The 13,642-nt window shown below is 74.0% G+C and carries 17 protein-coding genes; 7 read left to right on the plus strand and 10 right to left on the minus strand.

Annotated features, from left to right (window positions below; translation table 11 throughout):
* The first annotated feature begins 121 nt into the window (after window positions 1-121).
* Window positions 122-358, plus strand: coding sequence for an Lrp/AsnC ligand binding domain-containing protein (locus tag AB1673_11435; protein ID MEW6154583.1), 237 nt, complete (start codon window positions 122-124; stop codon window positions 356-358).
* Here AB1673_11435 and AB1673_11440 read toward each other — a convergent pair.
* From AB1673_11440 to AB1673_11450, 3 genes are read right to left on the minus strand one after another with little or no spacing between them, the layout of a single operon-like run.
* Window positions 333-1,448 carry a D-alanine--D-alanine ligase family protein gene (locus AB1673_11440; protein ID MEW6154584.1) on the minus strand — a complete coding sequence of 372 codons (1,116 nt, stop codon included), beginning with the start codon at window positions 1,446-1,448 and terminating at the stop codon, window positions 333-335. The genes AB1673_11435 and AB1673_11440 overlap by 26 nt on opposite strands.
* 1 nt (window position 1,449) lies before the next feature.
* Complete coding sequence (locus AB1673_11445; GenBank protein ID MEW6154585.1) at window positions 1,450-1,821, minus strand: hypothetical protein; 372 nt, start codon at window positions 1,819-1,821, stop codon at window positions 1,450-1,452.
* Window positions 1,818-2,615 carry a PIG-L family deacetylase gene (locus AB1673_11450; GenBank protein ID MEW6154586.1) on the minus strand — a complete coding sequence of 266 codons (798 nt, stop codon included), beginning with the start codon at window positions 2,613-2,615 and terminating at the stop codon, window positions 1,818-1,820. The genes AB1673_11445 and AB1673_11450 overlap by 4 nt, the downstream gene beginning before the upstream one ends.
* A gap of 103 nt (window positions 2,616-2,718) precedes the next feature.
* On the opposite strand from AB1673_11450, the gene AB1673_11455 reads away from it, so the two are divergent.
* Window positions 2,719-4,173 carry a family 1 glycosylhydrolase gene (locus AB1673_11455; GenBank protein ID MEW6154587.1) on the plus strand — a complete coding sequence of 485 codons (1,455 nt, stop codon included), beginning with the start codon at window positions 2,719-2,721 and terminating at the stop codon, window positions 4,171-4,173.
* Window positions 4,170-5,054 carry a galactose-1-phosphate uridylyltransferase gene (locus AB1673_11460; protein ID MEW6154588.1) on the plus strand — a complete coding sequence of 295 codons (885 nt, stop codon included), beginning with the start codon at window positions 4,170-4,172 and terminating at the stop codon, window positions 5,052-5,054. Before AB1673_11455 ends, AB1673_11460 begins: the two co-directional genes overlap by 4 nt.
* Here AB1673_11460 and AB1673_11465 read toward each other — a convergent pair.
* The 5 genes from AB1673_11465 to AB1673_11485 form a co-directional block, all read right to left on the minus strand.
* Window positions 5,044-5,388, minus strand: coding sequence for a VOC family protein (locus AB1673_11465; protein ID MEW6154589.1), 345 nt, complete (start codon window positions 5,386-5,388; stop codon window positions 5,044-5,046). The two genes, AB1673_11460 and AB1673_11465, sit on opposite strands and share 11 nt — an antisense overlap.
* Before the next feature lie 64 nt (window positions 5,389-5,452).
* Window positions 5,453-6,067 carry a PH domain-containing protein gene (locus AB1673_11470; GenBank protein MEW6154590.1) on the minus strand — a complete coding sequence of 205 codons (615 nt, stop codon included), beginning with the start codon at window positions 6,065-6,067 and terminating at the stop codon, window positions 5,453-5,455.
* A gap of 33 nt (window positions 6,068-6,100) precedes the next feature.
* The gene (def, locus tag AB1673_11475) at window positions 6,101-6,601 is read right to left on the minus strand and encodes a peptide deformylase (protein ID MEW6154591.1); all 501 of its coding nucleotides are present in this window, start codon (window positions 6,599-6,601) and stop codon (window positions 6,101-6,103) included.
* Entirely contained in the window at window positions 6,602-7,174 is a 573-nt protein-coding gene (locus AB1673_11480; GenBank protein ID MEW6154592.1) for an ACT domain-containing protein, read from the minus strand.
* Window positions 7,171-7,743, minus strand: a complete 573-nt coding sequence (locus tag AB1673_11485) for a hypothetical protein (GenBank protein MEW6154593.1) — start codon at window positions 7,741-7,743, stop codon at window positions 7,171-7,173. The genes AB1673_11480 and AB1673_11485 overlap by 4 nt, the downstream gene beginning before the upstream one ends.
* A gap of 377 nt (window positions 7,744-8,120) precedes the next feature.
* On the opposite strand from AB1673_11485, the gene AB1673_11490 reads away from it, so the two are divergent.
* Complete coding sequence (locus tag AB1673_11490) at window positions 8,121-10,118, plus strand: ATP-dependent DNA helicase UvrD2 (protein ID MEW6154594.1); 1,998 nt, start codon at window positions 8,121-8,123, stop codon at window positions 10,116-10,118.
* A 161-nt stretch (window positions 10,119-10,279) separates the two neighbouring features.
* On the opposite strand, the gene AB1673_11495 is transcribed toward AB1673_11490, so the two are convergent.
* Window positions 10,280-10,891 (minus strand): DUF4157 domain-containing protein, encoded by a 612-nt coding sequence (locus AB1673_11495; GenBank protein MEW6154595.1) that lies wholly within the window; start codon window positions 10,889-10,891, stop codon window positions 10,280-10,282.
* A 225-nt stretch (window positions 10,892-11,116) separates the two neighbouring features.
* Here AB1673_11495 and AB1673_11500 point away from each other — a divergent pair, with 225 nt between their 5' ends.
* The gene (locus AB1673_11500) at window positions 11,117-11,416 is read left to right on the plus strand and encodes a hypothetical protein (GenBank protein ID MEW6154596.1); all 300 of its coding nucleotides are present in this window, start codon (window positions 11,117-11,119) and stop codon (window positions 11,414-11,416) included.
* A 3-nt stretch (window positions 11,417-11,419) separates the two neighbouring features.
* Here AB1673_11500 and AB1673_11505 read toward each other — a convergent pair whose 3' ends face one another.
* Complete coding sequence (locus AB1673_11505; GenBank protein ID MEW6154597.1) at window positions 11,420-12,196, minus strand: exodeoxyribonuclease III; 777 nt, start codon at window positions 12,194-12,196, stop codon at window positions 11,420-11,422.
* A gap of 71 nt (window positions 12,197-12,267) precedes the next feature.
* On the opposite strand from AB1673_11505, the gene AB1673_11510 reads away from it, so the two are divergent.
* The gene (locus tag AB1673_11510) at window positions 12,268-12,828 is read left to right on the plus strand and encodes a DsbA family protein (protein MEW6154598.1); all 561 of its coding nucleotides are present in this window, start codon (window positions 12,268-12,270) and stop codon (window positions 12,826-12,828) included.
* A gap of 184 nt (window positions 12,829-13,012) precedes the next feature.
* The coding region (locus AB1673_11515; protein ID MEW6154599.1) for a hypothetical protein at window positions 13,013-13,642 on the plus strand (630 nt) is incomplete at its 3' end.

Here is a 13,642-nt window from a genome sequence, read left to right on the forward strand (position 1 = left end):
GACACCTCCTTCTGTGGCCAGCCACCTTACGGTGACCACCCGAGACCGGGGTCGCGACAGGCGCCGCCGGGGCCGGCCCCGCACTACGCTGGCCGCCCCGGTGTCCTACGAAGGGAGCTGCATGGCTGTCAGCGCGTACGTGCTCGTACAGACCGAGGTGGGCAAGGCGGCCCAGGTCGCCGACGAGGTCTCGAAGATCGACGGCGTGGTCTCGGCCGAGGACGTGACCGGTCCCTACGACGTGATCGTCCGGGCTGAGGCGGGCACGATGGACGACCTCGGGCGCCTGGTCGTGAGCCGCGTGCAGCTCATCGACGGCATCACCCGCACCCTCACCTGCCCAGTCGTCCACCTGTAGTCCGGGGGCGGCCGGTGCGGGCCGAGCGGCGGGTGTGGCGCTCGAGGGCCAGCTCGACGAGGCGGTCGAGCAGGCGGGGGTAGGCCAAGCCCGAGGCCTCCCACATCCGGGGGTACATCGAGATGGGCGTGAAGCCGGGGATGGTGTTGACCTCGTTGACCACCAGCCCTCGGCCCCCCTCGTCGAAGAAGAAGTCGACGCGCGCCATGCCCTCGGCCCGGACGGCCCTGAAGGCGGCCACCGACAGGCGCTGCACCTCGGCGGTGACCGCCTCGGATAGGGGCGCGGGCACCAGCAGTTCGGCCGTGCCCGCTTCGTACTTGTCCTCGTAGTCGTAGAACGGGCGGCTGGGGCGCACCTCGCCGGGCACCGAAGCCCGCGGGTCGAGGTCGCCGAGGACCCCGCACTCGATCTCCCGGCCGGTGACGGCCTCCTCCACCAGCACCCACTCGTCGTAGGCCAGGGCGGTGGCCAGGGCAGCCGCCAGTTCACCGGCGTCCCCGGCCATCGACACCCCCACCGACGACCCCAGGTTGGCGGGCTTGACGAACACCGGCCAGCCCAGGGCGGCCTCCACGTCGGCGGCCACGGCCGCGGGCGTGGTGGCCGCCAGCTCGTTCTCCCGGAAGGGCAGGTAGTGGGCCACGGCCAGCCCGGCCTCGGCCAGCAGCCGCTTGGCCACGACCTTGTCCATGGCGGCCGCCGAGCCGAGGACCCCCGAGCCCACGTAGGGCACCCCCGCCACCTCCAGCAGGCCCTGCACGGTGCCGTCCTCGCCGAAGGGGCCGTGCAGCAGGGGCAGCACGACCGTCGGCTGGCCGCCAGGACCGGGGGCGACGGCCGCCAGCGGGTCGAGGGTGGGGCCGGCCGCCTCCAGGGCGGGGGGCAGCGGGGCGCCGGTGGCCAGCAGGCGGGCGGCCTCCTCGGCCCGTACCCACCGGCCCTCGGCGGTGATGCCCACGGGCACGATGTCGTACCGGCCTCGGTCGAGGGCGCGCAGGGCCGAGACGGCCGACACGCAGGACACGTCGTGCTCGGCCGACCTTCCGCCGAACAGCACGACCAGCGTGACCCGCCCGGCCCCGGCCACCTCAGACCGGCCCCAGGAGCAGGGCCCGGATCCCGAGGCCCATGACGAACAGCCCGCCCAGGCCGTAGAGGGTGTACAGCCGGTGCTGCATCTGCTGGCGGTAGGAGTAGATGATCCCCACGGCGATGATGGCCACGAACCCGTAGAACATGTGGAACTGGTCGACGACGACACCCTGGCCCGCGACCAGGACCACGCCCAGGACCACCTGGACGAACACGGCCACCTGGGCGAAGGCGGTGAACCACCACAGGGCCCGGTGGCGCAGCGACGGCCACTGGCCGGCCCCCAGCGCCCACAGGCCGGCCAGGCCGTTACCCACGATCATCACCCACGACCAGCCCTCGTGTACGGCCCGCAGCGAGACGGTCAAAGCCCGGCGAACAGGTCGTTCTGGCCCGCCTGGGCGGGGTCGCCGCAGAAGATGTACTCCTCCTCGCCGAAGGCGGCCACGAACTGCTCGACGGGCATAGCCAGGAAGAACGACTCCTCGGTGATCTGGCTGGCGTGGGCCGCCATGGCCCGGCGCTTGACGTCGATGTAGTCCCGAACGTCGACCCTGGTGGTGATGCGCTCGGCGGGGACGCCCAGGTTCAGGTCATCGAGGTTCAGGTCGCCCGGCAGGTCAGGGTCGCCCCGCTCCATGGCCTCGGCGAACAGGGCCCGGATGCGGTCCTGGTCGATGGAGCTCATGTAGACCCGGGGCGTGCCCGCCAGCTCGGCCGCCCGCACGCCCACCCGGTGGACCTGCACGTGGTCGGGGTGGCCGTACACCCCGTTCTCGTCGTAGATCGTCAGGACATCGGCCCCCTCCTCGGTGAGGATGGAGGCGAGGCGCCCGGCGGCCTCCTCGACGTCCGCCTGCCAGAAGGACTCGGGGGCGTCGTTCTCGGGGGTACCGACCATGCCCGAGTCGACGTAACCCAGGAACTCGACCCGGGTCGCGCCCAGCACCTTGGCGGCTTCGTGGGTTTCGGCCACCCGGCGCTGCCACAGGGGCTCGCCGGGGCTCAGGTAACCCTCGGCCACCTCGCCGTGCTCGCCCCTGGTGGCCACGACCAGCACCACGCGGTGGCCGGCCTCGGCCGCCTTGGCCATGGTGCCTCCGGTGGCGATGGCCTCGTCGTCAGGATGGGCGTGGAACACCACCAGGGTCCGCGGCGTCATGGGCTGAACGCTACCCGGCCCGCCACGATGGGCCCTGATGGTGAGGCCTGTCTTGCCACGGGGGCTGCGCCCCCGGCGCGGCAAGCGCGTATCTTCTTGGGCCATGGCCCTGCCGGACGGCTTCCGCTTGGGCGTAGCCATGTCGGGGGGCCAGACCGAGGGCGGGTTCAACGGCCCCGGCCAGCCGGCCAACAACTGGTGGGACTGGGAGCAGCAGGGCCGGGTGCCCCGGGCTGGTCCCGCCCTCGAGCTGTGGTCGCGTTACGAGCACGTCCTCGACCGGGCAGTGGCCGCCGGCTGCGGCACGGTCCGCCTGTCGGTCGAATGGGCCCGCTGCGAGCCCTACCCGGGGCGCATCGACGAGGACGCCTTCGCCCGCTACCGGGCCATCCTGGCGGCGTGCCACGACCGCGGCCTCGAACCCGTTCTCGCCCTCCACCACTTCACCCACCCCCGGTGGCTGGGGCCGGACTTCTGGCTGCAGTTGGGCTCACCCGACCGGTTCGGGCAGTGGGCCGGCGCGGTGGCGGCCCGCCTCGGGGACCTGTGCCGGCACTGGTTCACGGTCAACGAACCCAACGTGCTCGCCTTCCAGAGCTGGTTCACCGGGGCCATGCCCCCGGGCCGGGTGGGGCGCACGGGCGACGTCGTGCGGGCCCTGGGCCACTTGCTGGCCGGCCACGTGCTGGCCTACCGGGCGGTCCACCACCACCAGCCCGACGCGGTCGTGACCACCAACAACCACGCCCTGTCGGTCTACGAGCTCGACCGGCTGTCGACCGACGTGCTGCTGGCCCGGTGGCGAGGGGTCGAGCGGGGCGACCTGCGGGCCTGGCTGGCCGAGCGCCGCCGGGCCTACCACGCAGCCGTACCCGCCCCCGGCCTCGTCGAGGGGGCCCAGCGGCGGGTAGCAGCCAGCATCCTGCGCCTCGACCAGGCCTTCCCCCGGGCCGTGTCCGAGGTCTACTCGGGGCCCGACCACCGGCCCCTCGACGTGGTGGCCTTCAACTTCTACGACCCGGTGGTGGGCCACCGCCTGCGCCTGCCCGGGCGGCGCACGGCCGGCGGGCGGGCATGGACGCCGTTGCGCCAGATCTGGGACGACACCGTCGACCCCGACGCCCTGGCCCTGTACTGCCGGCTCAACCACGAGCCCGGCCTCGACCTGTGGGTGGCCGAGAACGGCCTGTGCAACCGGGTGGTCGACGGCTACGCCGTCCCCCGCACCGACGGCTGGGACCGGGTCTCGTTCCTGCGGGCCAACCTGGCGGCCGTCGAGGGGGTGGCGGCCTCGGGGGTGCCCGTGACCCGCTACTTCCACTGGTCGCTGGCCGACAACTACGAGTGGGGCAGCTACCAGCACCGCTTCGGCCTCTACCGGGTCGACCAGGTGCCCGGGGCCAGTCCCGTGTGGCACGACCTCGACGCCTTCGGCCACGACGCCGCCGGTGAGTACCGCCTCCTGGCCGGAACGGGCGGGCCGGGACCACAAAACCTGCGCGGGAACCGTGGGCGAAACGCCCACGGTTCCCGCGCAGGTTTCAGAGCGGGCCGGTGAACGACCCGCTCACCGGGGCCGAGGTGTTCATCACGCCCAGCCGCCAGGACCGGCCCGAGCACGGCACCGGCGCCGACGGCGGCGACGGCGCCGGTGGGGAGGGCGGGGGTTGCCCGTTCTGCCCCGGGGGGGCCGAGGCCCCCGAGCCCTACGACGTGCGGTGGTTCGTCAACCGGTGGCCGGCCATGGACGGCGACCGGTGCGAGGTCGTCCTCTTCAGCCCCGACCACGGAGCCAGCCTGGCCGGGCTGGGACCCGAGGGGGTGCGCCGGGTCGTCGACCTGTGGGCCGAGCGCACCGTCGCCCTCGGGTCCCGACCCGACGTGGGTTACGTGCTCGTGTTCGAGAACCGGGGGGCCGAGGTCGGGGCCACCATCGACCACCCTCACGGCCAGATCTACGGGTTCGCCCACGTGCCGCCCGCGGCCCGCCGGGAGCTGGGAGCCAACCCTTGCCCCGTCTGCTACGAGCCCGCCGGGGACCGCCTGGTGGCCGAGTCGCCGGGCTGGCGGGCGTGGGTGCCCGAGGCCGCGACGTGGCCGTTCGCCATGGTGCTGGCCCCCCTGGGCCACCGGGCCGACTTGCCCTCCCTGGCCCCCTGGGAGCGCGACGCGCTGGCCGCCCTGATGGCCGATGCCCTGGGCCGGCTCGACCGGCTGTTCGGCGCGCCCATGCCTTACATGCTGTGGGTGCACCAGCGGCCGACCGACGGCGGCCAGTGGCCGGGGGCGCACCTGCACGTCGAGGTCGCGCCCCTGTACCGCTCGCCCTCCACCCCCCGGTTCGTGGCCGCCGGCGAACTGGGCAGCGGCGTCTACTTCAACCCGGTGGCCCCGGCCGACGCCGCCGCCCGCCTCCGGGGCGCAGGCGTCACTCCTTGACCAGCCCCATGACGTTGCCGGCCGGGTCGGAGAAGAGGGCCATGGTCACCAGGCCGGGGATCTCGGTGACGGGCATGGCGATCTTGCCGCCCAGCTCCACGGCCCGGTCGAGGGCCACCTGGGGGTCGGGCACCGACACGTAGACGGTCACGTAGGTCTGGCCCATGGGTGCCGACCCCACTCCCCCGCCGATACCGCCCTCGGCCGCATTTACCAGGCCGTAGCCCATGGGGTTGTCGGCGTTGATCTCCCACTCGAACAGGTCGGTGTAGAAACCCTGGAGACCGGCATCCTTGGGCCCCATGATCTCGAAGTGGACGACAGGACGGGCCATCGGCGGGCTCCTCAGGTGGGGGGGACGGTCCCCCGACGCTACTTCGCCGGCCGGGCGCCGGGCCCTACAGGCGGTCGAGGAGCTGGGCCTTCTTGGCCTCGAACTCGGCTTGGGAGATGACGCCCCGCTGGCGCAGCTCCTCGAGCTTCTCGATCTGTTCGAGGGGGGTCAGAGCCTGGTCGCGGCGCCCGGCGATGCGGTCGGCGTCGCGGGCCTGGGCGGCCTCGATCTCACGGTGGATCACGTTCTGCACACGCTCGGGGTGGGCGATGTGGTCGAAGCGCTGCTGGCCCCGCTCCCCGGCCGACTCGATGAGCAGGTCACCGGCGCCCAGCATGCGGTGGATGAGCGAACGGTAGAAGCTCACGTCGTTGAGCCGCTCCAAAGGGATCTCCTGGCCCCGCTTGGTGAACACCCCGTGGCGGTGGATGAGCCGATCGGTGGTGACCACGAAGTTGGTCGTGACCCACCGGGCCCAGCGGGCGAAGCACCAGCCCATGGCCACCAGAGCCAGCACGAGCAGGCCCTGGACGATGCGGTCATTGAGGTTGCGGGCGACGATGGCCAGGCCCAGCGAGGCGGCCAGGGCGGCCGCCGGCCCCGCGAAGAACGACCAGTGGGGCCGCATGTCGAGCACGATCTGCTCGCCGTCGTTCAGGTACTTGCGGGGAAAGGCCATGGACGTGCTCAGGGTACCGGGGCGGGCCGGCTTTCAGCGGTAGACCTTGCGGCGGAACACCGAGCCCGGCGAGGAAACCCGGTCCAAGAACAGGAGGCCGTCGAGGTGGTCGATCTCGTGGAGCAGGGCCCGGGCCTCGAAGGCGTCGGCTTCGATGACCCTCACCTCGCCCGCGGGGGTGATGCCCCGCACCACGACGGTCGTGGCCCGGGCCACGTCGCCCGTCAGGTCGGGCACGCTAAGGCAGCCCTCCCGGGCCACCACCGGCTCGCGGGCCACCACCAGCTCGGGGTCGAACAGCACCACCTCGCCGTGGCACGAGCGGGCCTTGCGGTGACCGGTCACGTCGATCACGAAGGCCCGCAGGCTGACGCCGATCTGGGGGGCGGCCAGGCCCACGCACGCCGGCCGGGACCGCATGGTCTCGACCAGGTCGGCGGCCAGGGCCCGCTCGCGCTCGCCCACCCCTCCGACGGGCTCCGACCGGCGCTTGAGCAGCGGGTCGGGCAGCGCCACCACCGGCCTGACCGCCACTCAGAGGATGTCGGCTTCGGAGGGGTGGAGGGTGCAGTCGACGCCCAGCTCCCCGGCCAGCTCGGACAGGCGGGCCGCCAGCTCGGCCACGTCGGCCCCGGCCGGGACGCTCACGTCGAGCAACATGGCGTAGACCGGATGGGCCGGGTCGCCGATCACCCGGGTGGTCAAGTCGACGATGTTGACCCCCCGGCCGGCCAGCAGCGAGGCCACGCCATAGACGATCCCGGGCCGGTCGGCGCCGTAGACCGACACCGTCCACGGGTCGCCCTCGGGTTCTTTGCCGGTGCCGTCGCCGGTGCCGTCGCCGGTGCCATCGCCGGTGTCATCGCCGATCTCGCGGGCCGTGACCAGCAGGTCGAGGTGGGCGGTGGCCCCGGAAAGGGCGGACTCGAGATCGGCCGGCCCCCGGCCCGCGGGCACGTCGACCACCAGCATCATGGCGAACTGGCCCCGCAGGATCGTCATCGACGTGTCCTCGAGGTTGCAGCCCTCGTCGACCAGCACCCGCGTGACGGCGGCCACGATCCCGGGCCGGTCCCGCCCCACGGCCGTGACCACCACGTGGCTCATGCGAACAGCCGTAGCTGGCACAGGCGGCCGACGGCGTCGTCCCACGAACGCAGCCGTCGGGCGCGCTCCAGCCGGTAGTCGGCGTTGTAGGGCCGGTCGAGCAGCCACGACTCGCACACCTGGGCGAGCTGGTCGGCCTCGTGGGGGTTGTCCTCAACCGTGACCGACACCCCCAGCCGCTCGGCCACCGCCGACTTGGACCCGACCTGCGTGTGGTGCACCTCGTCGAGATCGAGGCCGTGGCGGGCCAGCCACACCCGGGTGACCTCGGCCAGGGGCTGGGGGCGGGCGGTGATGCCGACCACGCCCCACCCCGCCTGGCGCAGGCGGGAGACCCCCCAGGCCGCCCCGTCGGCCACCGGCGCGCAGTCGTAGAGGTCTGGGTCGGCGAACAGCTCGTCCAAGAAGGCGTGGAAGGGAGCCTGGGGGACATCGAGGCGCAGCAGGCGCAGGTCGTAGGTGCGCCAGGTGTCGGGGTGGCTGGACACGCCGAACCGGTCGGCGATGCGCCGGGCCACCCCCGGGCCCAGGTCGCATACGACCCCGTCGAGGTCCAGTCCGATGATCATGCCCAGGAGCCTACCGACCGGGTGTGACAGCCATTGCGGGGCACCGGTGGTGGCCCTGCTGCCACGTCCCGTCGCAATCTCCGCGAAATCCCCTTGACTTCCGGGCTGGGAAGGTTCACAGTGGCCATTGTCGGAAGTGAGAACCCCCAAACCTGCAGAGGGGGGCGGCCCTAGGCCCCCGCCTCGAGGTGAGGAGGAGACAACAGCCGGCGAGTGCGCCCGAGCCGCCAGGCAAAGGCCACAACGGTCAGGCCCCGAGAAGTCGGAGAGCGAAAGCTCGATGGTTACTCGGGGCCGACCCGCGTCCGGGGCCAGAACGGCTGGCCGGGCGACCATCCGCGTTTGTGTCACACCCCCTCGGTACGTTCGGTCGGGTCATGGACGACCAACGCTCCCTGCTCGCGGGCCTCAACCGGGCCCAGACCGAGGCGGTCACGACCGCGGCCGCCCCCCTGTGCATCCTGGCCGGGGCGGGCTCGGGCAAGACCCGGGTCCTGACGCGGCGGATCGCCTGGCGGGTGGCCCGGGGGGAGGCCGACCCCCGCCACGTCCTGGCCCTCACGTTCACCCGGCGGGCGGCGGGCGAGCTCGGGGCCCGGCTGGCCCGGCTGGGGGTCCGTGACCGCGTGGCCGCGGGCACGTTCCACGGCCTGGCCTACGCCCAGCTGCGCCGGCGGTGGTCCGATCGGGGCGAGCGGCCGCCCGCCCTGCTCGACCGCAAGGCCCGCGTCCTGGCCCCGCTACTGCCCCGCACGGCCCGGGCCACCGTGCAGCCGGCCGACGTGGCCGCCGAGATCGAGTGGGCCAAGGCCCGCATGGTCGGCCCTGACCGTTACGAGGCCGAGGCGGCGGCCGCCGAGCGGCGCGCCCCGCTCCCGTTCGCCGAGGTGGCGGCCATCTTCGAGCGCTACGAGACCGAGAAGCGGGCGCGGGGCCTGGTCGACTTCGACGACCTGCTGCTGTTGTGTGCCGCCGCCCTGGAGAGCGACGCCGAGTTCGGCGCCAGCCAGCACTGGTTGTTCCGCCACCTGTTCGTCGACGAGTTCCAAGACGTCAACCCTGTGCAGTACCGCCTGCTGGAGGCGTGGCGCGGTGGGCGCCCCGACCTGTGCGTCGTGGGCGACCCCAACCAGGCCATCTACGCCTGGAACGGGGCCGACCCCGGTTACCTGACCGGCTTCGCCCTGCACCACCCGGGCGCCGCCGTGGTCCGCCTCGACGACAACTACCGGTCGACTCCCCAGGTCTTGGCCGTGGCCAACGCCGTCATCGGAGGCAACCACCGGCTCCGGGCCCACGAGCCCGACGGGCCGCCCCCGACCGTCACCTCCTACCCGACCGACCGGGAGGAGGCGGCCGGGGTGGCCCGGGCCCTGCGCCACCGCCACGGGGCGGGCCGGCCCTGGTCCGACAACGCCGTGCTGACCCGCACCCACGCCCAGCTCGTCCTTTTCGAGGAGGCGCTGCGGGCCTCGTCGGTCCCCTTTCGGGTGCGGGGATCGGCCCGCTTCCTCAGCCAGCCCGAGGTGCGTGACGCCCTTTCCGACCTGCGCCGGCTGCCCCCGGCCACCCCCCTGGCCGAGGCCGTGGCCGACGTGGTGGCCATGGCCGACGAGGCCCGGGGCCGGCCCGGGGCCGACGCCCCCGAGCGGGCTGCCAACCTCGACAACCTGGTGCGCCTGGCCCGCGAGCACCTGGCGGCCGAGACCGCGGCCCACGTGGCCGGGTTCCTTGCGTGGCTGGTGGCCGCCCTGCGGTCGGAGGAGCCCGAGACCGGGGGCGACGCCGTCGAGCTGGCCACGTTCCACGCGGCCAAGGGCCTGGAGTGGCCGGTGGTGTTCGTAGCCGGCCTCGAGCAGGGCTTCATGCCCATCGGCCACGCCGAGTCGACCGCCGCCCGGGCCGAGGAGCGGCGCCTGCTCTATGTAGCCCTGACCCGTTCGCGGCGCGAGCTTCACTGCTCGTGGGCCGAGAAGCGCACGTTCGGCGCCCGGGCCCAGGGGCGCTCGCCCTCGCCTTACCTCCACCGCATCGAGGCCACCGTCCAGGCCCTGGCCGAGGGCCGCCCCCCGCCCGACTGGCGCGGACAACTGGCCCGCGACCGCACCCGCCTGCGCGAGGCCCGGCCCTTCGTGCCCGAGGTGGGCCGCAATGCCGACCCGGTGGTCCTCGAAGCCCTCAAGACGTGGCGGGCGGCCACGGCCCGGGCCTCGGGGGTGCCCGCCTACCTCGTGCTGCACGACACGACCCTGGCGGCCGTGGCCGAGGCCCGCCCCCGCGACCGCGACGCCCTCCTGGCCCTGCCCGGGCTGGGCCCGGTGAAGGCCGAGCGCTACGGCGCCGATCTGCTCTCGCTGGTCGCCGGCCGTCCCTGACGACCGTGGCCCGGGTGATCCCGACCGGGGCCGGGCCGGCGGCCCCACAGGCAGCAGTGGCCCGGGTGATCCCGACCGGGGCTAGCGGCCGGCGTTCCGGCGGGCGGCGGCCGGCCGTCCCTGACGACCGTGGCCGGGTTGACGGCCCGATGGCGGGGCTGTCAGTCCTCGTCGGGCAGGCGGGTGACGGGTGAAGCCCCTTGCTGGACCGTGTGGGCCAGCTCGTGGGCCAACAGGCGCATGCCGCCCGTGCTGGCCGTGTCGGGCATGCCGTCTCGGAAGTAGACGTCGCGGCCCACGGTGAACGCCCGGGCCGCCATGGTGTCGCTCAAGGCCGCGGCCCGGGCCCCGGTGTGGACCCGCACGGCGCTGAGGTCGGCACCGAACGCCCCGCCCAGGTCAGACTGGAGGGCGGGGGCCAGCGGACGGCCGCCGCCCTGGGAAGTGCGCAGAGCCGCCTCGGTGGCCGCCCCGAGCTCGCCCCCTTCGAGGCCCACCTCGGCCACGGTGCCCCCGTTGTCATGGTCGTGGCCCGCGGCGGCGCGCCACACCGGCAACCGGCGGACGGTGGTCGCCCGTTGCGCCCCGGGTGCCGGGGAACGCAGGGCCCGCACCACGTCGAGGGCGGCGGCGTCGGCTTCGCGCTCGAGGGGGTCGTCGGTGTGGCCCACCCGCAACGAGCGCTGGGCCACGGCCACCATGCGGGCCACGGCCCGGTTGCCGGCCGCCTGCTGCAGGTGCACCCCCACACCGCGGACCGCTCCCTCAGCCACACGTCGGCCTTGCCGCTCGACGCCCCGGTGGTCCCGCCCCTGCCTCGCCCGTGACATAAGCCCTCCAGCCGGGAGCCCGGCAAAGGTCGCCCACCCCGCGGGCGGGTACACCTTCACCCTACCGCCCGGGCACCGGCCCGACAACGAACCCGAAAGTGCTGGCAACAGGGGGGATTTCTGGCCCCGGACCGTTGACGGCTGGCCCCGTAGGCGCGACAACTAACCATGAGCACCTACATCTGGCCCAACGACGACGGCTGGCCCTACCCGGACGCCGCCGCCGAGGTCGCCGACCCCGCGGCCGGGGTGGACGACGACGCAATGCTGCTCAAGGCGGCCCCCGCCCACCTGTTCGATTCGCTCGAACCGCTGGAGCGCGAGGTCGTGTTCGCCCACTACGGGCTCGACGGCGCGCCGCCCCGCTCGATGAAGGAGCTCCACCATGCCATGGGGCTGAGCCGGGCCGAACTGCGCGAGGCGCTGGGCAGCGGCCTGGCCAAGCTCAGGGCCGACCTGTCGGCCTGAGGATCACAGGTCGAAGTCGACCAGCACCGGAGCGTGGTCGGAGGGCAGCTTGCCCTTGCGGGCGAACCGGTCGATAAGAGCGAACTGAGCCCTCTCGGCCAGCGGGCGGGTGGCCAGCATGAGGTCGATACGCAGGCCCCGGCCCTGGTGGAAGTCACCGGCCCGATAGTCCCACCACGAGTAGATGCCGGGTTCGGGGCGCTTGAGGCGGAAGGTGTCGACCAGGCCCCAGTCGAGCAGGTCGGCCACGGCCTGGCGCTCGGGCGGGCTCACGTGAGTCCCCCCGTGCAGCTTGGTCACGTCCCACACGTCACGATCGTCGGGCGCCACGTTGAAGTCCCCGGCGACCACCAGGGGGGCCTGGGCGTCGCAGGCCGAGACCATGTGGCGGTGCAGGCGACCGAGCCACTCCAGCTTCTCGTCGTAGTGCGAGCTACCCACCTGGCGCCCGTTGGGCACGTACACGCTGGCCACCCGTACCCCGGCGCACGTCGCCCACAGCAGGCGGGCCTCGGTCTGTTCGTCCTCGGCCTGGTCGGTGAACCCGGCCACCACGTCGGCCAGGCCCACCCGGCTGAGGATGGCGACGCCGTTCCACTGGCCCTGGCCGTGATGGGCGGACTCGTAGCCGAGCGCCCCGAACGTCAGGGCTGGGAAGGCCCCGTCGGCCAGCTTGGTCTCCTGCATGCACAGCACGTCGGGCTGGGCGTAGGCCAGCCACTCCTCGACCCGGGGCAGGCGGGCCTTGAGGGAGTTGACGTTCCAAGTGGCGATGCGCACGGCCGACGAGCCTACGCTCGGTGACCATCGACGCCGTCGTCTGGAGCGACTTCCTCTGACCGTGGTGCTACGTGGGCCTGGACCGGTCCGCCCTGCTGCGCGACCTCGGGGTCACGGTCGTCAGCCTCCCCCTGGAGATCCACCCCGAGATCCCCGTCGGCGGCCTGACGTTGGCCGACCGCTGGGCGAGCCGCTACGGCGAGGCCTTGGAGATGTACGAACGGATCGAGACGGCCTGCCGTGCCGCGGGGATGGCCTTCCACCGCCCGGCCCGCGTGCCCAACACCCGCCGGGCCCTGGAGACAGCCGAGTGGGTGCGGGTCAACGAACCCCACCTGTTCCTGCCCGTCGAGCGGGGCCTGTTCGAGGCCCACTTCGTCGACAACCGTCCCCTTGACGACCCTGAGGTGGTCGACGCCGTGCTGGTGGACTGCGGTGCGGGGGCGGCCGCCGCCCGCCAGGCCGTCGAGGCCGGCGAGATGCAGGCACCTCTGGCCGCGGCCGCCACCCTGGCGGGCGAGGTGGGCGTGACCGGCACGCCCGCCTGGCTCGTAGCCCGCCAGATCCTCGTCCCCGGCGCCCTGCCTCCCGGCGTCTTCCGCCAGGTCGTGAGCCAGGTCCAGTCCTCCTAAGACAGCCAACCGGCGTGCGAAACGCGCCAGTTCTGACGCTTTCTGTACACCGGTTGGGCAGGGATGGGCCGCCCTGGGCTATCCGGCCGGCTGGGCCCGTCGGCCACGGGCCGCCTTCTTGGCCGCTTTCGCCGGTGCAGGGCCCTCCTGGGCAGGGAGGCCCGCCGGCTTACGGGCTCGGCTCGTGCGCGCCGCCGGGACGGCCTCCCCGGCACCGACCACCGCGGACCTCTTGCTGGGCGGCACCGCCTTGCCCGAGCGCCGGGCCGCCTTGGCCGGTGCCTCCGGAGCCAGACCGCCGTCGTCCCCCGACGGCCCCGGCTGGGGCGGGGCGGCCTTTCGCGGCCGGGCAACCGGCACGTCGCTCGGCTCGGTCCCACCGGAGCCCGCACCCCGAGAGGCGGGCCCCTCGGCCTTGCGGGCACGGCCCGCGCGCTTGGCCGGGGCCCCGGCGGTGGCCGTGTTCGAGGGCTCGTCGGCCGTGGCCGCCTTGGAGCGGCCCGGCGAGCGCTTGGCCGGCGGCTCATCGGTGACGGCCCCGGTACTGGCGGGAACGGTACTGGCGGGCACGGTACTGGCGGGGGTCCCGCCCACCACGGCCTCGCCGGCACGGCCCGGGCGCACGCCCGCGGCACCGGCGGCCGCGTCAGCCGGCCCGGCTGGGCCCACTTGGGCGGCCGCCTTGCGGGGCCGCTTGGCCGCAGGGCCCCCCATCACCGCCCCGGACGCGGTGGTGCCCTCCTCGGCCTGGGCCGCGGCCTTGGTGGCTCGCCGGGAGCGCTTGGCCGGCGGCCCGTCGGGCGCGGGGGTGGAG

Source organism: Actinomycetota bacterium, from assembly GCA_040754375.1.
Taxonomy (GTDB): Bacteria; Actinomycetota; Acidimicrobiia; order Acidimicrobiales; family AC-14; genus JBFMCT01.

Excerpts from the sequence above, each read along its gene's own strand:
- AB1673_11435 (MEW6154583.1), top strand. The coding sequence starts at position 122 with ATGGCTGTCAGCGCGTACGTGCTCGTACAGACCGAGGTGGGCAAGGCG.
- AB1673_11450 (MEW6154586.1), bottom strand. The coding sequence starts at position 2,615 with ATGACGCCGCGGACCCTGGTGGTGTTCCACGCCCATCCTGACGACGAG.
- AB1673_11455 (MEW6154587.1), top strand. The coding sequence starts at position 2,719 with ATGGCCCTGCCGGACGGCTTCCGCTTGGGCGTAGCCATGTCGGGGGGC.
- AB1673_11465 (MEW6154589.1), bottom strand. The coding sequence starts at position 5,388 with ATGGCCCGTCCTGTCGTCCACTTCGAGATCATGGGGCCCAAGGATGCC.
- AB1673_11470 (MEW6154590.1), bottom strand. The coding sequence starts at position 6,067 with ATGGCCTTTCCCCGCAAGTACCTGAACGACGGCGAGCAGATCGTGCTC.
- AB1673_11480 (MEW6154592.1), bottom strand. The coding sequence starts at position 7,174 with ATGAGCCACGTGGTGGTCACGGCCGTGGGGCGGGACCGGCCCGGGATC.
- AB1673_11485 (MEW6154593.1), bottom strand. The coding sequence starts at position 7,743 with ATGATCATCGGACTGGACCTCGACGGGGTCGTATGCGACCTGGGCCCG.
- AB1673_11490 (MEW6154594.1), top strand. The coding sequence starts at position 8,121 with ATGGACGACCAACGCTCCCTGCTCGCGGGCCTCAACCGGGCCCAGACC.
- AB1673_11500 (MEW6154596.1), top strand. The coding sequence starts at position 11,117 with ATGAGCACCTACATCTGGCCCAACGACGACGGCTGGCCCTACCCGGAC.